20 protein-coding genes are annotated in these 21275 nt (G+C 64.4%); 11 read left to right on the forward strand and 9 right to left on the reverse strand.

Annotated features, from left to right (window positions below; all coding sequences use genetic code 11):
• Positions 1-40 precede the first annotated feature (40 nt).
• The 6 genes from D7316_RS12565 to D7316_RS12590 all read left to right on the forward strand — a co-directional run bounded on the left by D7316_RS12565 (position 41) and on the right by D7316_RS12590 (position 6264).
• On the forward strand, positions 41-2071 hold the full coding sequence (locus D7316_RS12565; protein ID WP_124708544.1) for an alpha-ketoacid dehydrogenase subunit alpha/beta: 2031 nt from the start codon (positions 41-43) through the stop codon (positions 2069-2071).
• On the forward strand, positions 2068-2832 hold the full coding sequence (locus D7316_RS12570; RefSeq protein ID WP_124708545.1) for an enoyl-CoA hydratase/isomerase family protein: 765 nt from the start codon (positions 2068-2070) through the stop codon (positions 2830-2832). Before D7316_RS12565 ends, D7316_RS12570 begins: the two co-directional genes overlap by 4 nt.
• 69 nt (positions 2833-2901) lie before the next feature.
• Positions 2902-3576 (forward strand): TetR/AcrR family transcriptional regulator, encoded by a 675-nt coding sequence (locus D7316_RS12575; RefSeq protein WP_124708546.1) that lies wholly within the window; start codon positions 2902-2904, stop codon positions 3574-3576.
• 151 nt (positions 3577-3727) lie between these two features.
• Positions 3728-4489 carry an SDR family NAD(P)-dependent oxidoreductase gene (locus tag D7316_RS12580; RefSeq protein ID WP_197718232.1) on the forward strand — a complete coding sequence of 254 codons (762 nt, stop codon included), beginning with the start codon at positions 3728-3730 and terminating at the stop codon, positions 4487-4489.
• A gap of 30 nt (positions 4490-4519) precedes the next feature.
• Complete coding sequence (locus tag D7316_RS12585; RefSeq protein WP_124708547.1) at positions 4520-4714, forward strand: DUF3263 domain-containing protein; 195 nt, start codon at positions 4520-4522, stop codon at positions 4712-4714.
• A gap of 29 nt (positions 4715-4743) precedes the next feature.
• Positions 4744-6264, forward strand: a complete 1521-nt coding sequence (locus tag D7316_RS12590) for an acyl-CoA synthetase (RefSeq protein ID WP_124708548.1) — start codon at positions 4744-4746, stop codon at positions 6262-6264.
• Between the two features lie 106 nt (positions 6265-6370).
• Here D7316_RS12590 and D7316_RS12595 read toward each other — a convergent pair whose 3' ends face one another.
• From D7316_RS12595 to D7316_RS12630, 8 genes are all read right to left on the reverse strand, one after another.
• Complete coding sequence (locus D7316_RS12595) at positions 6371-7618, reverse strand: cytochrome P450 (protein ID WP_124708549.1); 1248 nt, start codon at positions 7616-7618, stop codon at positions 6371-6373.
• Positions 7619-7684: 66 nt separating this feature from the next.
• Entirely contained in the window at positions 7685-7879 is a 195-nt protein-coding gene (locus tag D7316_RS12600) for a ferredoxin (RefSeq protein WP_124708550.1), read from the reverse strand.
• 26 nt (positions 7880-7905) lie between these two features.
• Positions 7906-9087, reverse strand: coding sequence for an NAD(P)/FAD-dependent oxidoreductase (locus tag D7316_RS12605; RefSeq protein ID WP_124708551.1), 1182 nt, complete (start codon positions 9085-9087; stop codon positions 7906-7908).
• Positions 9088-9341: 254 nt separating this feature from the next.
• The gene (locus D7316_RS12610) at positions 9342-10874 is read right to left on the reverse strand and encodes an MFS transporter (protein ID WP_197718233.1); all 1533 of its coding nucleotides are present in this window, start codon (positions 10872-10874) and stop codon (positions 9342-9344) included.
• A 308-nt stretch (positions 10875-11182) separates the two neighbouring features.
• Complete coding sequence (gene dmpG / locus D7316_RS12615; RefSeq protein ID WP_124708553.1) at positions 11183-12256, reverse strand: 4-hydroxy-2-oxovalerate aldolase; 1074 nt, start codon at positions 12254-12256, stop codon at positions 11183-11185.
• Complete coding sequence (locus D7316_RS12620; protein ID WP_124708554.1) at positions 12253-13158, reverse strand: acetaldehyde dehydrogenase (acetylating); 906 nt, start codon at positions 13156-13158, stop codon at positions 12253-12255. Before D7316_RS12620 ends, dmpG begins: the two co-directional genes overlap by 4 nt.
• A 36-nt stretch (positions 13159-13194) precedes the next feature.
• Complete coding sequence (locus D7316_RS12625; RefSeq protein WP_124708555.1) at positions 13195-13983, reverse strand: 2-keto-4-pentenoate hydratase; 789 nt, start codon at positions 13981-13983, stop codon at positions 13195-13197.
• 107 nt (positions 13984-14090) lie between these two features.
• Complete coding sequence (locus D7316_RS12630; protein ID WP_124708556.1) at positions 14091-14870, reverse strand: SDR family NAD(P)-dependent oxidoreductase; 780 nt, start codon at positions 14868-14870, stop codon at positions 14091-14093.
• A gap of 221 nt (positions 14871-15091) precedes the next feature.
• Here D7316_RS12630 and D7316_RS12635 point away from each other — a divergent pair, with 221 nt between their 5' ends.
• From D7316_RS12635 to D7316_RS12655, 5 genes are all read left to right on the forward strand, one after another.
• Positions 15092-16267 carry a Rieske 2Fe-2S domain-containing protein gene (locus D7316_RS12635; RefSeq protein WP_124708557.1) on the forward strand — a complete coding sequence of 392 codons (1176 nt, stop codon included), beginning with the start codon at positions 15092-15094 and terminating at the stop codon, positions 16265-16267.
• Positions 16268-16325: 58 nt separating this feature from the next.
• Positions 16326-17504 (forward strand): acyl-CoA dehydrogenase family protein, encoded by a 1179-nt coding sequence (locus D7316_RS12640; RefSeq protein ID WP_124708558.1) that lies wholly within the window; start codon positions 16326-16328, stop codon positions 17502-17504.
• Between the two features lie 51 nt (positions 17505-17555).
• A complete protein-coding gene (gene bphC / locus D7316_RS12645) occupies positions 17556-18461 on the forward strand; it encodes a biphenyl-2,3-diol 1,2-dioxygenase (protein WP_124708559.1) in 906 nt (301 codons plus the stop codon).
• Positions 18462-18622: 161 nt separating this feature from the next.
• Complete coding sequence (locus tag D7316_RS12650) at positions 18623-19447, forward strand: IclR family transcriptional regulator (protein WP_164473782.1); 825 nt, start codon at positions 18623-18625, stop codon at positions 19445-19447.
• Positions 19444-20370, forward strand: a complete 927-nt coding sequence (locus D7316_RS12655) for an alpha/beta hydrolase (protein ID WP_124708560.1) — start codon at positions 19444-19446, stop codon at positions 20368-20370. Before D7316_RS12650 ends, D7316_RS12655 begins: the two co-directional genes overlap by 4 nt.
• Positions 20371-20516: 146 nt before the next feature.
• On the opposite strand, the gene D7316_RS12660 is transcribed toward D7316_RS12655, so the two are convergent.
• Positions 20517-21128 carry a PadR family transcriptional regulator gene (locus D7316_RS12660; RefSeq protein WP_124711303.1) on the reverse strand — a complete coding sequence of 204 codons (612 nt, stop codon included), beginning with the start codon at positions 21126-21128 and terminating at the stop codon, positions 20517-20519.
• Positions 21129-21275 lie beyond the last annotated feature (147 nt).

Genomic DNA, 21275 nt, shown 5'->3' on the forward strand with positions numbered 1-21275 from the left:
AGTCAACGCCGACGCCAGATCGGAGAGTTGGAACACATCCATGACCACCGAAACATCGCCGGCCGCCACCGCACGCCGCACACTCACCGAGGATCAGCAGATCGAGCTCTACCGACGGATGCAGACCATCCGCCAGTTCGAGCAGCGCGCGTCAACCCTCTACCGTGACAGCAAGATTCCTGGGTTTCTGCATCTCTCCATCGGTCAGGAGGCAACCGCGGTCGGTGCGTGCTGGCCACTGTCGGACTCCGACGTGATCACGTCGACGCATCGCGGCCACGGGCATTGCATCGCCAAGGGCCTCGAGGTCGGACCGATGTTCGCCGAGCTCATGGGCAAGGAGACCGGCACCTGCAAAGGCCGCGGTGGCTCGATGCACATCGCGGACCCGCGCCGTGGCATCTTCGGGGCCAACGGGATCGTCGGCGCAGGATTGCCGATCGCCGTCGGGGCCGGGACCGCGGCGACTCTTCGCCGGGACGGATCGGTGGTGGTGGCCTTCTTCGGAGACGGCGCAGTCGCGCAGGGTGTCTTCCACGAGTCGGTCAACCTCGCCGCGGTCTGGGATCTGCCGATCATCTTCTTCTGCGAGAACAACGGGTACGCCGAGTTCTCGCCGGCGTCCGATCAACACCGCGCCGACCTGCGTGCGCGTGCTGCCGGCTATGGCGTCGGATATGCCGAGGTCGACGGCAACAACGTCCTCGCCGTGGTCGATCTCCAGACCCGACTGGTCGACGACATCCGCAACGGCGCCTGCGGTCCGGTTATCGTCGATGCGTCGACCTACCGGTGGCATGGTCACTACGAAGGGGACCCGCAGAAGTATCGCGACGCCGACGAGATTGCCGAGTGGCAGAGGCGTGACCCGATCACGTTGCTGGGCGATCAACTCCGACATCGAGAACTCGGGATCCGTGTCGACACGATTGATGCCGAGATCGCCGAGAGCCTGGACAAAGCGGTCGTCGAGGCAACGAATGCACCGTATCCCGACCCGGCCACTGTGCTGGCGGACGTCTACGCACCACGCCCTACGATCGCCGAACCGCTGCGGCCCGCCGTCGGCCAGCTGAAGATGATGCACGCGATCACCAACGCGCTGACGCGAGAACTCGAAGACGACGACCGCGTGTTCGTCGCCGGCATCGACGTCGGGGCGGGCGGCAACGTCTTCGGTCTCACCCGCGGATTGGCCGAGCGATTCCCGGGACGTGTCCGTGACACGCCCATCTCCGAGAGCGCCATCATCGGCACCGCCGTGGGTGCCGCGATGGCAGGCATGAAACCCGTCGTCGAGATCATGTACCTGGATTTCATCGGCGTGTGCCTGGACCAGATCATGAACCAGGCAGCCAAGATGCGCTTCATGACCGGCGGCAACGCGTCGCTGCCGTTGGTGATCCGGACCCAGTTCGCCGCCGGGAAATCGTCCGGGAGTCAGCACTCCCAGAGTCTCGAGGCACTGCTCGCGCACATCCCCGGGCTGACGGTGGTGATGCCGTCCACGCCCGCTGATGCCTACGGACTCCTGCGTAGCGCCATCGCCGACCCCAATCCGGTCATCGTGATCGAGAATCGGCTGCTCTACGGAATGAAGGGCCCCGAACCCGCCACGGATCACCGGGTCCCGCTCGGTCGCGCCATCGTCCGTCGACCGGGCAGCGACGTCACTCTCGTCTCGTATTCGTCCTACGTCCATGATTGCCTCGCGGTTGCCGACCGTCTCGCCGATCGCGGCGTAGACGCAGAGGTCATCGACCTCCGGACGGTCTCGCCGCTCGATTTCGAGACGGTGCTGACTTCGTTGCAGAAGACCAACCGCCTGGTTGTGGTCCATCAGGCGACCCGCGACTTCGGCGTCGGCGCGGAGATCGCGGCTCGCGCAGTCAGCGAGGGCTTCTGGCACCTCGATGCACCGGTGGAGCGAGTGGCCGCGATGCAGTCCCCGGCACCGTATGCGCCCAACCTCGAACAGCTCTGGTTGCCCTCGCATGACGAGATCGAGGCAGCCGTAGAACGGGCGATGAACCCCGATCCGCTCAACCCTGCACCGGTTGCCGCGCGATGACCGGATCCGATACGACGACCGATTGTGTGCACGTCGAGATCGTCGGAAGCGTCGCCCGTCTCACTTTGTCACGGCCACCGGTGAACGCTTTCAACGCGCAGCTGGTGGGCCAACTCGACGATGCCGTTGCCGAGGTCGAGACGCGGGCAGATGTTCGGGTCGCGATCCTGACCGGGGCAGGGCGGTGCTTCGCGGCGGGCGCAGATCTCCATGAGATCGCCGATCTTTCCGTCGACGCGATGAGCTGGTGGAACCGGCGTCTCGAGCGCGCTGTCGACCGGGTCGCACGCCTTGGCATCCCCGTCATCGCGGCGGTGAACGGCCACGCGCTCGGCGGAGGATTCGAACTGGCGCTGGCCGCCGACTTCCGCTTCTTCTCGGCAGCCGCGACGGTCGGTTTGCCCGAGGTGACGCTCGGCATCGTGCCCGGGGCGGGTGGGATGAGTCGGTTGACCCGCATCGTCGGCGCCATGCGTGCCAAGGAGTTGATCATGAGCGGCCGCCGGGTGCGGCCCGAGGAGGCCGACGCCCTCGGCCTGGGCTGGCAGGCCGGCTCGCGCGGCGCACTCGCCGCTGCCGAGGGACTGGCCGAGACGTTGTCAGCCGCGCCGCATCCGGCAATCCGTGCCGTGAAGGAGTCGGTCGATCGTGCCACCGACAGCTCGCTACAGGCCTCGCTGGCCGCGGATGTTGCGGCGTTGACCGCGGTCTTCGCCACCGACGAGGCGCGCCGTGGCATCGTCGCGTTCCGCACGCCCTGACGGCGCCGCATCAGTCTCGGCGGACACGCACAGGTTAGTCTTGGACGACCGAACAGTCTGGAGTAGATCATGGGCAGACCACCAGGCCACAGCAAGGGCTACGAGGCCAAGAAGCAGGAGATCATCGACACCGCGGCCGCCCTGTTCGCCAAGAATGGCTATGCATCCACCGGAACCACCGAGCTCGGCGACGTCACCGGCCTGGCCAAGGGTGCGTTGTACTACTACATCAAGTCCAAAGAGAATCTTCTTGTCGAGATCCAGGATCGCGTCCTCGAACCACTCCTGGAAGAGACCCGCGCCGCCCAGTCGGTCGACATCTCCGCAGCCGCGCGACTTCGGCTCGTCTCCGAGATCCTGCTCAACATGATCTATGCCCGGCTCGATCACATCTGGGTCTACGAGCACGACTACCGCCATCTCAGCGGAAAGAACCTGAAGAAGTTCCTCGCCCGGCGCCACGAGTTCGAGATGATCATCGAGAGCATCATCGTCGAAGCGATGCGCGACGAGCAGTTCCTGCACTCGGATCCGCATCTGGCGATGTTGCAGTTCTTCAATCTGCACAACCACACCTACCAGTGGCTCAAACCGGGAACCACCCGCTGGACGGCAGAGGAGCTGTCCACCACTTACTGCCGCACCCTGTTCGGCGGCTTCGGGACACCAGGTCTCGACATCGATGCCGTCGAACGTGAAGTAGCGGCACACCACGAGGGAGCACAGGCCGCCGTCGGCGCCTGACCCGACCGGACGGCCACCTGCGCAGAACATTCCGCGGAATTCGACGACGAGAATTTCCGAACCTCTCGACTGACCGAAGCGCAGCGGTTAGACTTTTTTGTACCGACTGGTCGAACTATTGCGGTACGGCCGACATCTGACAGACTTTGGGGTGAAGGCAATCATGGGCGAGCAACTCGAGGGCAAGACAGCGTTGATCACCGGCGCCGGAGGGGCGCTGGGCGCGGCGATCGCATCACGATTCGCCGATGAGTCGATCGCGAACCTCGTTCTTGTGGACATGACTCGTCACGCGGCCGAGCACACTCGTGCAGCGCTGCCGAGTTCGGTGAAGGCCGAATGCATCGCTGTCGACGTCACCGACGGGCCGGCCGTGGAGGACGCTGTTCGGCAGACGGTCGAGACGTTCGGCGCACTTGATGTGTACGTGAACACCGCAGGTGTCGTCTCACCCAACGCACGCATTCACAATCTCGAGTTCGACGATTGGAATCGCACCCTTGCGGTGAACCTGAACGGAACCTTCAACGGTATTCGTGGCGTTGCACGTGTGCTCCGCAAGAAGGCCCCTGTCTCGATCGTCAACATCGCATCCGTCAGTGGCCTGACCGCATGGCCTTATGCGTCCGCCTACTGTGTGTCCAAAGCCGGCGTGCTGCACCTGACCCGCGTTGCCGCACTTGAGTATGCGAAAGAAGGCCTGCGGATCAACTCGGTGTCCCCGGGGACCTTCCCCACCGCAATTCACGCCGACCTGCCGGAGCAGGTTCTGGCCGATCTGGACGCCAAGCACCCCATGGGGTTGGGCACCCCTGGCGACATCGTCGGGGCGGTCACGTTCTTGGCCGGCGACGACTCCCGTTGGATGACCGGGCAGACGATCGTCGTCGACGGCGGATACTCGCTGCCCTGAGCCGGGCCGGACCCACAGGAGGTCGCACCGATGACCAGTTCAACCGCTCCCCGCGTGGTCTTGTCCACCCGGGAGGCCGCATACCTGCTGAAGTTCGCTCATCGATGGGCGAAGTTCGGAGGTCCACCTGACGACGAGATCTTCGTCGAGTTCGGCATGTCACGAGCGCGATACCAGCAGATCCTGCGTGCGCTGGCCGATCACGCACGTTCGGACCTCGCGTAACCTCGAATCCACGCACGACAAGGTAGGCCATGTACAACTTCGCATCCATCGTCGACCACAACGCCGAGGTCAGACCCGACACACTCGCTGTCACCGAAGGCAATCGGCGCGTCACCCACGCCGAGCTCCGTGACCGGGTGAATGCGCTGGCGACTGCTCTGTCGGACAACGGTATCCGACGCGGGCAGATCATCGGCGTGTTGATGTACAACCACATCGAGTACCTCGACATCATGATGGCGGCCAACCGCCTCGGGGCCTCGATCGTTCCGTTGAATTATCGTCTGTCCCCGCAGGAATGGCGTTTCATCCTCGAGCACTCCGGTGCCGTCGCCATCCTCACCGAGGACGAGTTCGTCACCGCTGTCGATGAACTGCGCGCCAACCTGCCGGAGATGTCGCTGCATGTCACGGTCGACGAACCCGCCGGTCCCGAATGGGTGGCCTATCGCGACCTGGTGGCCCCGTACCACGGAGCGCGGTGTTCGCTCGTCGACGTCAATCCCGATGAACTGCAACGACTCATGTACACATCCGGCACCACGTCGCGGCCCAAGGGCGTTCAGATCTCGCACGAGAATCTCCTGTGGAAGAACTTCGCCCACATCCTCGAGTTCGGTCTGACCGAGAAGGATTCGACGCTCATCTGTGGTCCGATGTATCACGTGGGCGGAATGGACCTGCCGGGACTGGCAACTCTGCACGCCGGCGGCACCCTGCACATCGTGGTCAAGTTCGAGCCCACCACGGTGCTCACCGCGATCGAGTCACTGCGGCCCAGCGTCGTGTGGCTCGCGCCCGCCATGATGAACGCGCTGCTCCACGTACCCGATGTCCACACCCGCGACATGGCGTCGCTGCGCATCATCACCGGTGGCGGCGAGAAGATGCCGGAGCCGCTGTACGAGCACATCAGCAAGGTGTTCCCCACCACCTGGTTCGCCGACGCCTACGGTTTGACCGAGACCGTGTCCGGGGACTGCGTCAACGACGCCCAACACTCGCGGACGAAGCTCGGTTCTGTCGGTAGACCGATGCCACACACACAGATTCGTGTTGTAGCCGATGACGGGTCCGTCGCCGGCACCGACGAACTCGGCGAGATCGTCATCAAGGGCCCGAAGGTCACCCGCGGCTACTGGAAGGATCCCGAGGCGACCGCGAAAGCCATTCGCGACGGCTGGTTCCACACCGGCGACATCGGGCGCATCGACGCGGACGGCTACCTGTTCATCGAAGACCGCAAGAAGGACATGATCGTCTCCGGCGGTGAGAACATCGCTACACCGGAGGTGGAACGCGTCCTCTACGAGAACGACGATGTGATCGAGGCGGCAGTTCTCGGCGTGTCACACCCGAAGTGGGGAGAGGTCCCCAAGGCGTATGTGGTGCGGAAGGCGAACTCTTCCCTGACTGCCGCGGCGCTGCAGGACTTTGTTCGGGCGCGCCTTGCCAAGTACAAAGTGCCGGCCGAGATCGTCTTTGTCGACGCTCTCCCCCGGACTCCTTCGGGAAAGGTATTGAAACGAGTACTACGCGAACAGAAGTGACAGACGCCTGCATCGCGACGGTCGAGCAGTCCGGGCACATACGCGCGGGGGACGAGATCAGATCTCGTCCCCCGCGCGTTGTGTGCCCTCCTGTACGCCGTGGGCGCTACCAGGCCACCGGTAGTTCGTAGATGCCGTAGGCGAGTGAATCCCCCTTGAATCGCAATGTTTCGAAGGGTGCGGCCAATCTCAGGTTCGGTACGCGACGGAACAAGGTGCCGAAGACAACCTCCAGCTCGATCCTCGCCAACTGCTGACCGATGCACTGGTGGGGACCCCAGCCGAACGCATGGTGGTGCCGCGCATCACGCGTGACGTCGAGCTTCTCCGGCTCCGGGAAAGCCGCGGGATCGAAGTTGGCGGCCGGCAACGGCGCAATGATGCCGTCCCCAGCACGGATCACCTCTCCCTCGAACTCGATGTCCTCCAGCGCAACCCGACGCTCGAGGAGGTGCGGAATCGTCAGGTATCGGAGCAGTTCCTCCACCGTCGCGGCCAACGGCTTACGCTCGGTCATGTCGCGCACCAGCGCGAGCTGATCAGGGTTCTGCAGGAGTACGGCAGCGCCCAGGGTGATCATGTTGGCACTGGTCTCGTGTCCCGCGATCAACAGGATCATCCCCAGCATCGAGGCCTCGGCAAGGTCGAGGTCGCCATTGGAGACGCGCTGGGCGAGATCGGAGATGACGTCCTCTTCGGGCTTGGCCATCTTGGCCTCGATGAGTTCTGTGACATAGCCACCCAACGTGCGCATCGCGATCCCGTTCTCCTCCGGTGTCACCTCCCTCGCGTTGGCAACCTTCGCGTGCTCCTGAAAGAAGTCGTGATCTTCGTACGGCACACCCAGGAGCTCGCAAATCATCAACGACGGCAACGGCAAGGACAATGCCTCAACCAGGTCGACGGGGTTCGGGCCGCCCAGCATCGCGTCGACCAGATCGTCGGTCTGCTGCTGAATGACAGGGCGGATCTTCTCCATCCGTCCGCGGGTGAACGAGTTCGTCAACATACGCCGCAGGCGTGCATGTTCCGGGCCGTCCGAGTCGAAGATCGTCTTGGGACGCTCGTGAATGGTCTCCGCTTGCGCCTGGGTCGGATGCGGGAAACCCGGGAGGTGATCGTTGGCACTGACTCGGGGGTCGGACATGATCGTGCGTTGCCCCGCATGCGATGTCACCAGCCACGGAGTGCGGCCATCCCAGGTACGCACCCGCGAGAGCACCACACCGTCGGCGAGCAGCTCCCGGATTTCCGGAGCCGGCAGGAATGGGCACTTGGCGTCACGGGGGGTGGGATAGACGGGTACATCGTCGGACTCCACCGGCAACGTGGCTCCGCTTGTTCCTTCGGTCATGGTCATCTCCTTCGGTCGGGATCGGTGGTCATCACGTGCGCTGGGGCCGTGGTCGTTCGTCGATCGTCATTCTTCGACCACGATGGCCATGGCGGGGCATACCGCGGCTGCCTGCCGGACGTTCTCGGCCTCGTCGTCGGGCGGATCCTGCGCCAGCAGGAACACGATGCCGTCCTCGTCACGCTGGTCGAACACGTCCGGTGCCGCCGCCACACATTGCCCTGCCGCGACACATTTCACTTCGTCGATGGTGACTTTCATGTGCTTCCTCCTGAACTGATTGGCTGTTACGCGAACTGCGGCTCGAGGTCATCGACGATGTCCTGCCGATGTAGTCGGGTCTGCTTGGGCATGTTCCAACCCAGGACGCCGGTCACCCGGCCGTCTGTGCGGTAGGTCGCCACGAATCGTCTTGCCGAGATGTCCCCTTCCACGATCTGCGGCGTGGCGTCGGCGCTGATTGCACCGTGCACCTGGATCTTGACGTCGAACTGATCGGTCCAGAAGTACGGAATCGGCTCGTAGTGATGCTCGACGCCCAGGATGTCATCGGCGACCACTGCGGACTGATCTGTGGCGTTCGTGCGGTTCTCCAGCCTGAAGTGGCGCCCAAGCGAATTGTGGTACCAACGGGAGACATCGCCGACTGCGTAGATCGATTGCGCTGCTGCACAGTTCGAATTGCAGACCACACCGTTGTCGAGCGTGAGCCCGCTGTCGGCCAACCACGCGGTGGCCGGGACAGACCCGATGGAGACCACCACAGCTTCGGCCTCGAGGACCTCGCCGGTCGCCAACCGGACACCGCGCACCACGTTTGCCTCGTGCACGAGTTCGGCGACACCGACACCGAGTCGCAGCCGGACGCCGTTCTCGGTGTGCACATCGGCCAGCACCTGCGACGCCATGGTTCCGATCTGCAGTGACATCGGGCGTGGCTGCGGACCGGTCATCGTCACCTCGGCCCCCATCTTTCGCGCCGTCGCAGATACCTCTGCCCCCAACACGCCCTCACCCACCACGACGACCTTCGGCTGATCGAGCAGCCGCCGGCGCAGGTTCATCGAGTCCTCGAGGCTTCGCATGACGAAGACCCCATCCACCCCGGCCTGTCCGGACAGCTCGCGGGGCCGAACCCCCGTTGCGATCACCACGGCATCGGCAACGAATTCGCGGCCCGACCGAGAGGTCACCCGACGCTCGGCCACATCCAGCGCAACCGCCTCCTCGCCGAGTACGAACTCGGCGTCGAGCTTGGCGATCATGTCGTCGCTGCGGAGTTGGGCACGGTCTGGGGTCCACACGCCCTCGAGGATCTGCTTGGACAGCGGCGGACGATCGTAGGGCATGTGCGGCTCATCGCCGATGACGGTGATGCTGCCCGTGAACCCCTTGCGGCGCAACGCATCGACTGTCGACAGGCCGGAAGCGGATGCGCCCACGACGAGGACGCTCGTGACGGTCTTCATCGCACGCTCCGGCGATGCGTCGAGGCCGCGCGGCGGCAGAGTGTTTCCTTCACACTGAACTCCCGTCTCGAAAAGAAGGTGAGGTCTACATCACAAAGTATATTAGACCAACTGGTCGGTACAAACAATATTCAAAGTGGCCCGAAAGGCGGCGCGATCTCGCACGCTTCCCGGCACACACACGTCAAGAGACCCCCGGCCTGGACCAGGGGTCTCTTCGCGTGTTGCGCGGCACCGATCAGCTGGGGCCACGTTCAGGCATTGGCAACTCCCGCAACCCGTGACGTGTCCACGTGCGTGTCGTGGGTGTCAACCAGATCGGCGGGCGGGCCGTCGATCCGTCGAACGGTACGCGGGATCAGGATCGCCGCCAGGGCCCCGAAGAGGCACACACCCGCGCCGATCCAGAACGCGACCGAGAATCCGTCATCGGTGTAGAACGTGGCGCCATGCACCATCTCCTTCGGGATCGGCGCCATGTAGGAGTTGTTGAGCACGGCAAAGACGGCAACCGGGAGAATTGCGGCGACAACATTCTGCGCGACGTTCACAACACTGGCAGAGGTGGCCTGCATCTGCGGCGGGACCGCCTCTATCAGCAGGTTCGGAACCGATGAATAGGCAAAGCCCATACCGAGTCCCGCGACTCCAGCGAAGAACATGAGCATCGGCTTCGAGCTGTGCGACGCACCGACGAGCAGGAAGCCCAGTGCCATGAGACTGAGACCGGAGATCATCAGCAGTCGAGGCCGGAGCCCCCTCGCAACCAGGTTGCCCGCGACGATGCCGCCGATGACCACGCAGGCCGCATTCGGAACCATGAACAATGCGTAGGCTTCGGCATCGATCCCGAAGCCGTACCCCAGACCCAGGAGGGCCGGCGTCATGACCAACATCGGCAACAGCACCGAGAACAAGGCGCTACAACCGTATGCGACACCGGAACCGAATGCGGTGAGACCGATCGCCCGATTGCGCAGAATCGCCAGTTCGATCAGCGGTTCGCGAATCACCGTCGCCGAGAAGAGCCAGGCGGCCAGCAACGCGATACCGGCAACCAGATAGCCGAGGGTTGCTCCGTCGGTCCAGCCCCAGGTTGGCCCAAAGCTGACTGCCACGAGCACACCGGCGATTCCACCGCCCAGGAGGGCTGCACCGACCAGGTCGAGGCGAGACCGTAGCCGCACAGCGGACTCGGTGGTCGACACCATGATCAAGACTCCGCAGGTGATCAAGCCGATGACGAAGAACCAGAAGATGCTGCGGAAGCCGAAATTGTCGATGAGCCAGCCCGACAGGAACGGAGACGGCACCGCGACAAGACCGAGTCCGCTGGTGATGATGCTGACCGACACCGCAGTGATCTTCTCCGGGAAGACATCTCGAACAAGCGAGTACCCGAGGAAGACACACGGGGCGAGCACGCCGCTGAGTGCACGGCCCACGATCATCGTCGAGTAGTTGGGTGCGATCGCGCAGATCAGTGATCCGACTGCGGCAAGCGACATCGCGATCAACAACAGCTTTCGCTTGCCATACATGTCGGCGAGCTTGCCGAGAATCGGCCCCGAGATCGCACCGACGAGCAGGAAGGCCGTCAACATCCATGCGCCCTGGGCGGTTTGGTAATGCGCAGCGATTTGCGGAAGTGCCACCGAGACCATCGCGTAACTGACCGCAAGGATCTCGAGGGTCATCACGATGGAGAACAGCGAGAGAACGAGCCTGGGTGTCCACCCACTGCCGGCGCTACTTCTGGCATGAATGGGTTCCGACGCAAGAGACATGGGCATCCTTACGGGTGGTACCTGACGCGGGATCGCCTGGTCAGGCGTGTGGAGGTGTGAGTGAAGGTCGCCACGTCCTCGTGGCGCTGTCCTGCAGGAACCTCAGTAATCTAGCTCACTTGGTATACCTTGTGTACCTTGGATCACAAGTAACCAGTGATCTGCATCACACTGTGGAGTGGGCAGTCCATGCCGATCGGTCGACAGTCTGCTCACACCTACATTGCACCGTAAGCAAACGCAGAACGTCCGTGTACCCGGATGACCAATCAACCGTGTTCACGGACGTTCGCTGAGAGTTTGGCCGGTCAGATCCCGGCGTTCGCGTCCTGCTTCTTCTTCAGCTCCAATGCGATATCAATGAGCTGATCTTCCTGCCCGCCGACGAGTTTGCGGTTGCCGGCCTCCAACAGGATCTCCGCCGCCGACACGTTGTAGCGCTCGGCATGCCCTTCGGCGTGCTTGAGGAACGAGCTGTAGCAGCCGGCGTAACCCATCATCATCGCCGAACGATCGACCAGACATTCCGACGGCATCGCCGGACGCACCACATCCTGTGCGGCGTCGGCGATCTTCATGAAGTCCACACCGGTCGTGATGCCCAGCTTGTCGCACACCCCCACGAACGCCTCCGTCGGCGTGTTGCCCGCACCGGCACCGAAACGACGGATCGAGCCGTCGATCTGCTGCGCCCCTGCACGAATCGCGTTGATGGAGTTGGCCACCGCGATGTCGAGGTTCTCGTGGCCGTGGAAACCGATCTGCGCGTCGTCACCGAGTTCGGCACGCAACGCCTGCACCCGGACCGTCACATCTTCGAGCACCAGCGCGCCCGCCGAGTCCACCACGTACACGCACTGACAACCGGCGTCGGCCATGATCCGGGCCTGCTCGGCCAACTTCTCCGGCGGCTGCGAATGGCTCATCATCAGGAACCCGACCGTCTCCAGCCCGAGATCACGCGCCAGCCCGAAATGCTGGATCGACACGTCGGCCTCGGTGCAGTGCGTGGCGATCCGGCAGATCTGACCGCCGTTGTCCTGCGCGGCCCGGATGTCGTCCTTGGTCCCCAGACCGGGCAGCATCAGGAACGCGATCTTGGCCTGCTTCGCCGTCTCGGCGGCCGCCTTGATCAACTGTTGCTCCGGCGTTTTGGAGAATCCATAGTTGAACGACGACCCACCCAGCCCGTCACCGTGGGTCACCTCGATCACCGGCACACCCGAGGCATCCAGCGCCGCGACGATGTCGCGTACCTCCTGCTCGGTGAACTGATGCCGCTTGTGGTGGCTGCCATCACGCAACGACGAATCGGTGATGCGGATGTCCAGGGTGTCGGAGTACTTGCGTGCGTTCGCCATCAGGTCAACTGCTGCGGTCATGCCGAAACTCCCAACTTGGTCTTCGCGATCTCTTCGCCGACCTTGGTGGCGGCGGCGGTCATGATGTCCAGGTTTCCGGCGTACGGCGGCAGGAAGTCCCCCGCACCCTCGACCTCGACAAAGATCGAGACCCGCGCGTGGCCGCCGTTGAGCACCGACGGCGGATCGAACTGCGGGTCCTGCAGCAATCGGTAACCGGGCACGTAGGCCTGGATCTCCTTCTCCCGCTTGTGGATCGACTCCGCGATCGCATCGGTGTCCGCGTCCTCCGGGATCGCGCAGAAGATGGTGTCACGCATGATCATCGGCGGATCTGCCGGATTGAGGATGATGATCGCCTTGCCACGCGTGGCACCGCCGATGGTCTCGACACCCTTCGACGTGGTCGCGGTGAACTCGTCGATGTTGGCGCGCGTACCCGGGCCCGCCGACACCGACGCAACAGACGCGACGATCTCGGCATAGGGCACCGGCACCACGGACGACACCGCATGCACCATCGGGATGGTGGCCTGCCCACCACAGGTGATCATGTTGGTGTTCGGCGCATCCAGATGCTCGCGGAGGTTCGCCGGCGGGACCACTGCCGGCCCGACCGCAGCCGGGGTGAGGTCCACCGCGGTGATCCCTGCCGCCTGATACTTCGGCGCGTACTCACGGTGAACGTACGCCGAGGTCGCCTCGAAGATGAGGTCGGGACGCTCCGAGGAACCCATCAGTTCGTCTGCCCCGCCACTCATCGTGATCAGACCATGATCGGCGGCCCGCTTCATCCCCTCGGAATCGGCATCGATACCCACCATCCAGCGAGGCTCGATGACCTCGGATCGTTCCAGCTTGTACATCAGGTCGGTGCCGATGTTGCCCGACCCGATGATCGCTGCGGTCAGCTTGGCTGCCACGTGCGCCTCCTAGATTGATGACGAAGTTGTTGTAGGTCAGTGGAAGTCCAGGGTCACACTGCCCAGGCCCTCGAATTCGGCGACGAAGTGGTCGCCCGAACTGATGTCGATCGCCCGCGTCGCGGTTCCGGGCAGGATCACGTCACCCTTGCGCAGTCGCACGCCGAAACCCTCGACCTTGCGCGCGAGCCACGACACCGCGTTCAACGGGTGACCCAACACCGCCGACGAGTTGCCCTTGGCGATCACCTCACCGTTACGGTGCAACACCGCGTCGATGTTCCCCGTGTCGATCTCGCTGATCGGGACACGCTGCTCACCGAGAATCCAGCCACACGACGACGCGTTGTCCGCGATGGTGTCGCAGAGGGTGATCTTCCAGTCCTTGATGCGCGAATCGATCAGCTCGATCGACGGCACCACCCACTCCACCGCGTCGATGACGTCGTTGTTGGTGCAGCCCGCGCCGGGCAGGTCCTTACCCAGGATGAACCCCACCTCGACCTCGACCCGCGGGAAGCACAGCTTCTTGGCATCGATCGGTGTCGACTCGAAGTACTGCATCTCGTCGAGCAGATGACCGTAGTCGGGCTCGTCGACGTTCATCATCTTCTGCATCGCCTCGGACGCCAGGCCGACCTTGTGTCCGGCCACCCTCGCACCGGCGTCGAGCCGCTTGCGGATGTTGATCAGCTGGATCTCGTAGGCGTCGACGACATCGAGGTCGGGATGAGTGTCGGTCGGCCGGTCGATCGCCACCGCGGTCTGCTCCGCGTTCCACAGATCAGCCGCGATCTGCTCACGAATTGCCTGGTCGACCGCCACTTCGTCTCCTTCTACGTTGCCTTCGGCCCGCGCGCTACGCTCCCGGCACCGTCGGGTGAACGTGTTCTAGTTTAGAACATGTTGCAGATTTGCGACACGCCGCCGGGTCAGGCGTGCGAGCCGCCGTCGATACGCACCTCGGTACCGGTCACGAACGCCGCATCTTCGCTGGCGAGCATGGCGACCACTCCGGCCACCGCTTCCGGTGGCGCAAATCCACCCCCGGCCAACAGCGGCATGGGGAACAGCGAGAAGTCCGCGTCGTCCGGCAGACCCGGCCCGCTGCTCTGTCCGCTGACGCCGCTGCCGTCGGTCATGCCCGAGGAGATCGATCCCGGCTGCACGGCGTTGAATCGGATCCCCGATTTCCCGTACTCGGAGGCCAACGCGTGCGTCATCGCCTGGATGCCGCCTTTGCTGGCGGCGTACGCGGCCATGTACGGGTGTGCGAACGCCGCGGACGTGGAACTGAAGTTGACCACCGCCGGTGACGACCCCTGCCGCAACGCCGGGATGGCCTCCCGGATCATCAGGAACGTGCCGGTCAGGTTTATCCGGATCACGGTCTCGAACTGCTCCAGGGACAACTCGTGGGTGTGCGCGGACCGCAGGATTCCTGCCGCGTTGACCAGGACGTCGAGGCCGCCGAGACCATCGACCGCAGCAGCCACTCCGGTACGAACCGATTCTTCGTCGGCGACGTTGACCACCAACGTCGTCAGCGTCGCTGACGATCCCGCCTTGCTCTTGGTGTCGGCCAGGCCGGCCTCGCTGATGTCGGCCGCGACGACCTCGGCACCTTCGTCGAGCATTCGGAGAACCGTCGCCTGACCGATCCCGGATCCGCCACCGGTGATCAGCACCCGTCGTCCTGTGTATCGCTGCATCACGGTTCTCCTCACTGCATCGCCGTGCTCGTGTCGCCGGCGTCTGTGGTCACTACCTCAGCGATACCACCAGATGTCCCCCTCGCGGCGGCAATTCGCACCCACTGAGCGGGAAGCCGGAAAAGGCCGACCGCTGAACGGGAGACCGCACCGCCCGAACGCCCCGGCGCGACGACCATCGACACCGTCACACCAGTCCGTCCGGAGAGTTGGAGGTCTCGATGCCGGGTCACACGACGAATGGTCAATTCCCCTCGGATGCCGAGGAGTTCAGAACAATCGAAGCGGCGGCCGCGCCGACCCGCTTCGCCCGGGGTTGGCACTGCCTCGGGTTGCTCGACACCTTTCGCGACGGCCAACCGCACGAGGTGAAGGCATTCGGCACCACGCTCGTGGTGTTCCAGGCGCAGGAGACGGGAAAGGTCCACATCCTCGATGCGTTCTGCCGCCACATGGGCGGCAACCTCGCGCTGGGCACCGTCAAGGGAAACTCGATCGCCTGCCCATTCCACGACTGGCGATGGGGCGGCAATGGCCGCTGCACCGATATCCCCTACGCCAAGCGGGTGCCGCCGGTGGCCAAGACACGCTCCTGGCCGACCCTGGAACGCAACGGCCAACTCTTCGTCTGGCACGACCCACAGGGCAGCAAACCCACCGATGACGTGACGATTCCGGTGATCGAGGGCTTCGGCACGTCGGAGTGGACCGGCTGGACTTGGAACTCGATCGTGGTGGAGGGGTCCCACTGCCGTGAGATCGTCGACAACGTGGTGGACATGGCGCACTTCTTCTACGTGCATTACGCGTTCCCGCGGTATTTCAAGAACGTCTTCGAGGGTCACGTAGCGACCCAGTACATGCGGTCCACCCCACGCCACGACATCGAGGTCGGTACGAACTACGACGACCCCAACTCGACGCTGCGGTCCGACGCCTCGTACTTCGGCCCGTCGTACATGGTCGATTGGCTGTGGAGCGAGGCACAGGGCATGACCATCGAGACGGTTCTGATCAACTGCCACTACCCGGTGACATCGAATTCCTTTGTGCTGCAGTACGGCGCGATGGTCAAGAAGCCGCAGGGCATGTCCGACGAGATGGCGTCGGGCATGGCCGCACAGTTCGCCCAGGGTGTCGAGATGGGATTCGAGCAAGACATCGAGATCTGGAAGAACAAGGCGCCCATCGACAATCCCCTGCTGTCGGAGGAGGACGGTCCGGTGTATCAGTTGCGCCGCTGGTACGAACAGTTCTACGTCGACGTCGAAGACGTCGCCGACGACATGACCAACCGGTTCGAGTTCGAGATCGACACCGAACGCGCAGTGCAGAGCTGGGAAGCCGAGGTCGCCCAGAACATCGCCGACGGCAAGACGCTGCAAGCGCATGCCTGACCGCGCCCGACCATCGGCGCCGGTCCACTGCACACCACACGAGCACGAGGACACGAACATGAACGAAGCACTCGAGAACATCAACGCGCTGGCCGAGGAGATCCGCGGCCAGGCCGACGAGGCCGAACGACTCGGCCAACTGCCTGACGCCACCGCCAAGAAACTCAAGGCCGCGGGCCCGATCCGCCTCCTGCAACCGAAGAAGTACGGCGGCTACGAAGCCCACCCCCGCGAGTTCGCCGAAACCGTGATGGCCGCCGCTGCCCTCGACGGTGCGACCGGCTGGGTGTGCGGCATCGTCGGCGTCCACCCGTGGCAGTTGGCATTCGCCGATCCCCGTGTGCAAGAAGAGGTCTGGGGTGCCGACAACGACACCTGGATGGCCTCCCCGTATGCCCCGACCGGCATCGCCGTGCCGGTTGATGGCGGCTACATCTTCAACGGACGGTGGCAGTTCAGTTCGGGCACCGATCATTGCGACTGGATCTTCCTCGGCGCCATGCTCGGCACCGCGCAGGGCGAGATGGCCCTGCCACCGACCATGCTGCACATGATCCTGCCGCGCAGCGACTATCAGATCGTCGACGACTCCTGGAATGTCGTCGGACTCAAGGGCACCGGCTCGAAGGACATCATCGTCAAGGACGCCTTTGTCCCCGACTACCGGGTGATGAACGGTGATCATGTCATCGACGGCACCGCGCAGCGCGAGTACGGCGTCACCGAGACGCTCTACAAGATGCCGTGGTCCAACATGTTTCCGCTCGGGATCAGCTCCGCGGTCATCGGCATCGCCGAGGGGGCGCTGGCGGCCCACCTCGATTATCAACGCGATCGGGTCGGCGCCCAGGGCACTGCGATCAAGGACGACCCCTATGTCCTGTTCGCGGTCGGCGAGGCAGCAGCCGACATCAATGCGGCCCGCCAGGAACTGCTGGCCACTGTGGACACCATGTGGGACATCGTCGACGCCGGCAACGAGGTGACGTTCGAGCAGCGGGCCGCGGGCCGCCGCACCCAGGTCCGGGCCGCGTGGCGCGCGGTGATGGCGGTCGATCAGATCTTCGCGCGTTCCGGTGGCAACGCGCTACGCATGGACAAGCCGCTGCAGCGGTTCTGGCGCGATGCCCACGCCGGGCTCAACCATGCGATCCACGTGCCCAGCACCGTGTACCACGCGTCGGCGCTCAGTTCGCTCGGAGTCGAACCGCCGGAAGCGCTGCAGAAGATGATCTGAACCGCCGCAATCGCATCCGTCACGACCATCATCATCGACAAAGGAATCGACATGACAGAGATCAAGGGTCTCGGCTATCTCAAGATCCAGACCAACGACATCGCCCGCTGGCGCACCTTCGCCTTCGACGTACTCGGTTTCGCGGAGGGCAGTGGACCCGACGAGAACGCACTGTATCTGCGGATGGACGAACGCGCCGCACGCATCGTCGTGGTCCCCGGCGAGACCGACGAGGTGATCGACATCGGCTGGGAGGTGCGTGACGGCGCGGCGCTCACCCGCGTGCAGGCCACCCTGGAGGGGGCAGGCGTCGCGGTCAAGCCGCTGTCGGTCGAGGAGGCCGAGGCGCGTCGGGTGGAGGAGGCGATCTCGTTCACCGACCCGACGGGCGCCAACGTGGAGATCTTCCACGGACCCGTCCTCGATCACAGCCCGATCGTCACACCCTTCGGTGCCGGATTCGTCACCGGCGCCCAGGGCCTGGGCCACGTCGTACTCCCGACCACCGACCCCGTCGGTGCGCTCGACTTCTACACCGACGTGCTCGGCTTCCTGCCCCGTGGAGCGATGCGGCTGCCCGCGCCACCCGAGTTCGGCCCGATGCGCATCCGCTTCCTGGGCGTCAACGAGCGGCACCACAGTCTCGCGCTCTGCCCTGCTCCACACGGCGGCGCGCCAGGACTCATCCACGTCATGGTCGAGGTGGACTCCCTCGATGCCGTCGGCCAAGCGCTGGACCGGGTCATCAAGGATGGCTTCTCGGTGTCGTCGACGCTGGGTCGCCACACCAACGACAAGATGGTCTCCTTCTACGTCCGGGCCCCCGGCGGCTGGGACATCGAGTTCGGCACCGAGGGTATGAAGGTCGACGAAACCCACTACACGGCCGAGGAGATCACCGCTGACAGCTATTGGGGTCACGACTGGTCGGGCAGCGAACCGCTCGCCGCGATGTAGAGCGGCGGATCACGTCTCGGGAGCGTCTCACCCATCGGGTGAGACGCTCCCGTCGTCTCTCGAAGCCGGGACTTGATGTGATGGCGAACACAACGTATATTCCTAATCGGCATATACCTAGTAGGCATATGATCCCCTTCGTCAGCCCCATGGAGGTGCTCATGACCATCAACATCGACTCCACCCCGGCCGCCGCGCTGGATCGCGCGTCTCTCGTGCTCGACGCATTCGACGGACCAGGCCGGCTCACGCTCGCCCAGATCGTGCGCCGCACCGGTCTGCCCAGATCGTCGGCACACCGCATCCTGGAGCGGCTCGTGCACCTGCGCTGGTTGCGACGACAGGGTCGCGACTACGAACTCGGTATCCGGCTGATGGAACTCGGCTCCATCGCCGTCCACCAGGACCGACTACACAAGGCTGCGATGCCCTACCTGCACGAGCTGCATCGTGCGACCGGCTTCGTGGTGCACCTGGCCATCCTGGACGGTGCCGACGTGGTCTATCTGGAAAAGATCGGCGGCGCTCTGGCGGCCTCTATACCGACCCGGGTCGGCGCACGTCAGCCGGCGCACTGCACCGCGATCGGCAAGGCGATCCTGGCGTTCGCCGACCCGGCCGACCCCGCCGAACCACTCATGCAGAAGACGCGATACTCCATCGCCAGCCGGGCCCGGCTGGACACCGAACTCGCCAAGGTTCGAATGCACGGCGTCGCCTATGAGCGCGAGGAGTCGCTGGCCGGGATCGGCTGCGTCGCAGCGCCGATCGGAGAAATCGATGACGCCGTTGCCGCGGTGTCGGTGTGCGGACCAACCGACCGGATGGCTTTCGATCACCGATTGGCCGCACCCGTGCGAATGACGGCGCTGTCCATCTGGCGCAATCTCGACGGCGGAGCAGGCCGGGTCATGCCCACCCTGCAACGGCGGCATCCGCTCCGGATGGGCCCGGCAGGTATGGCCCCGATGCCGGTGGCCCGATGATCGACCCCGAGGTCGCCGCCATCCTCCCCCTCCTCAACGACGGATTTCCGCGCGTCGAGGAGATGGGTGGCGCGCAGGCACGTGCTGCCATACGCGCACGGCTGCAACCCAATTCCGACCCCATTCCGGTCGCATCGGTGCGGGATCAGATGATCGCCGGACCGGGCGGCGACATCGCGCTACGCATCTACCACCCACCTGATCCGTTCCCCGCACAGGGCGCAGCTCTCGTCGTCTTCGCCCACGGCGGTGGTTTCGTGTTCTGCGACCTGGACACCCACGACGACCTGTGCCGATCGATGGCGCGCACCACCGGTGCCGTCGTCGTGTCGGTGGATTATCGACGCGCCCCCGAACATCCCTGGCCCGCAGCCGCCATTGACGTCCACTCCGTCGCGGTCTGGGCCGCCGATCACGCCGAGGAACTCGGGGCCGACCCGGATCGGCTGGTGGTGGCCGGCGACAGTGCCGGCGGAAACCTTGCGGCCGTCGCCACGATCCTGGCCCGCGATTCCGGGGGCCCTCGCATTCGCGGGCAGGTGCTGCTCTACCCGGTGATCGCGGCTGATTTCACCACGGAGTCCTATGTGCGTTTCGGCGAGGGCCACTACAACACCGCGAGCGCGATGAAGTGGTACTGGGACCAATACGTTCCGGCGTTCGAGGACCGGTCACACCCGCATGCATCGGTGGCGGCTGCAGACCTTGCGGGATTGCCGCCGACCATCGTCGTCACCGCGGGATACGACCCGCTCTGGTCCGAAGGTGTCGCCTTCGCCACGGCTCTGATGAGCGCTGGTGTGCCGACGGTCCACCGTGACCACCCCGGCGCCATCCACGGGTTCATGACGATGCCTTCGCTTCAGTTGTGTGCACACGCGCGAACCCAGACATGGTGTGACATCCGCGCTCTCGTGCAGTGAGTGGGCGTTTGCGCTTCCTGATCTCCCGATAGGGGCGGGACCAGTTGTCGCTCCGCCATTTTGGACCTGCTCCCTCGATCGACGGAGCGAATACGTAACGAGGGAGCGACAACTCCCGAGCTCGCCACTCAGGGCGGGTCGGGAACTCAGTCGTCGTGCTCGCCGGCCTGGACCTGCTGCTCCACCTCACGCCAGTGACCCGGTCGGGGTTTCGGGAAACTCTCACCCACCGACGCGCCCGACCGGAAAACCTGCTCCGCCGTGTCGATCTCGTCCATCAGCTCCAAGGCCAACTCGCGTTCGCTGGCGTAGTAGCGCTCGGCCCAACGCATCGCGATCCGCGCGTAGGCCCACGCGGGCTCGGCTTCGGCGGCTGCCGCGTCGACCGCCACCCGATGCTGCAACTCATCCATGCGCGCCACGTGCTCGGTCAGCATCGCCTTGAGTTGCTCGGGTGTGCTGAGGTGACCGAACGCCGTCCGCAAGATCACACCGTGTTTGAGCATCGGCGGGTCGACCGGGGAGTCCAGCGCCCAGATCCGCACCGCCCGACGACCCGCATCGGTGATCTTGTAGACCCTCCGGTTTCGGCCACCCTCACCGTCGGCCATCCAGGAGGTGGCGTATCCGTGTTGCTCGACCCGTTTGAGCTCGGAGTAGACCTGGCTGAACGACGGACTCCAGTAGTAGTGCCGAAGACTCCAGTCCGCCCACTTCTTGATGTCGTACCCGGAGACCTCTTCCTCGTAGGCGAGCATGCACAGAATCGCCCATGAGGTCGGAGGGAGATTGGGCAGCTCCTCGAATCGGGACGGTACCGAGGTCACCCGCACATGCTATCAACTGGACACCCCTGGCTCGGGAACACGATCCCGCCAGACTCCCCGCTGACCGGGACAACCCGT

It is taken from the genome of Gordonia insulae (genome assembly GCF_003855095.1).
Classification (GTDB): domain Bacteria; phylum Actinomycetota; class Actinomycetes; order Mycobacteriales; family Mycobacteriaceae; genus Gordonia; species Gordonia insulae.

Excerpts from the sequence above, each read along its gene's own strand:
- D7316_RS12565 (WP_124708544.1), top strand. The coding sequence starts at position 41 with ATGACCACCGAAACATCGCCGGCCGCCACCGCACGCCGCACACTCACC.
- D7316_RS12570 (WP_124708545.1), top strand. The coding sequence starts at position 2,068 with ATGACCGGATCCGATACGACGACCGATTGTGTGCACGTCGAGATCGTC.
- D7316_RS12575 (WP_124708546.1), top strand. The coding sequence starts at position 2,902 with ATGGGCAGACCACCAGGCCACAGCAAGGGCTACGAGGCCAAGAAGCAG.
- D7316_RS12585 (WP_124708547.1), top strand. The coding sequence starts at position 4,520 with ATGACCAGTTCAACCGCTCCCCGCGTGGTCTTGTCCACCCGGGAGGCC.
- D7316_RS12590 (WP_124708548.1), top strand. The coding sequence starts at position 4,744 with ATGTACAACTTCGCATCCATCGTCGACCACAACGCCGAGGTCAGACCC.
- D7316_RS12595 (WP_124708549.1), bottom strand. The coding sequence starts at position 7,618 with ATGACCGAAGGAACAAGCGGAGCCACGTTGCCGGTGGAGTCCGACGAT.
- D7316_RS12600 (WP_124708550.1), bottom strand. The coding sequence starts at position 7,879 with ATGAAAGTCACCATCGACGAAGTGAAATGTGTCGCGGCAGGGCAATGT.
- D7316_RS12605 (WP_124708551.1), bottom strand. The coding sequence starts at position 9,087 with ATGAAGACCGTCACGAGCGTCCTCGTCGTGGGCGCATCCGCTTCCGGC.
- D7316_RS12610 (WP_197718233.1), bottom strand. The coding sequence starts at position 10,874 with ATGTCTCTTGCGTCGGAACCCATTCATGCCAGAAGTAGCGCCGGCAGT.
- dmpG (WP_124708553.1), bottom strand. The coding sequence starts at position 12,256 with ATGACCGCAGCAGTTGACCTGATGGCGAACGCACGCAAGTACTCCGAC.
- D7316_RS12630 (WP_124708556.1), bottom strand. The coding sequence starts at position 14,870 with ATGCAGCGATACACAGGACGACGGGTGCTGATCACCGGTGGCGGATCC.
- D7316_RS12635 (WP_124708557.1), top strand. The coding sequence starts at position 15,092 with ATGCCGGGTCACACGACGAATGGTCAATTCCCCTCGGATGCCGAGGAG.
- D7316_RS12640 (WP_124708558.1), top strand. The coding sequence starts at position 16,326 with ATGAACGAAGCACTCGAGAACATCAACGCGCTGGCCGAGGAGATCCGC.
- bphC (WP_124708559.1), top strand. The coding sequence starts at position 17,556 with ATGACAGAGATCAAGGGTCTCGGCTATCTCAAGATCCAGACCAACGAC.
- D7316_RS12650 (WP_164473782.1), top strand. The coding sequence starts at position 18,623 with ATGACCATCAACATCGACTCCACCCCGGCCGCCGCGCTGGATCGCGCG.
- D7316_RS12655 (WP_124708560.1), top strand. The coding sequence starts at position 19,444 with ATGATCGACCCCGAGGTCGCCGCCATCCTCCCCCTCCTCAACGACGGA.
- D7316_RS12660 (WP_124711303.1), bottom strand. The coding sequence starts at position 21,128 with ATGCTCGCCTACGAGGAAGAGGTCTCCGGGTACGACATCAAGAAGTGG.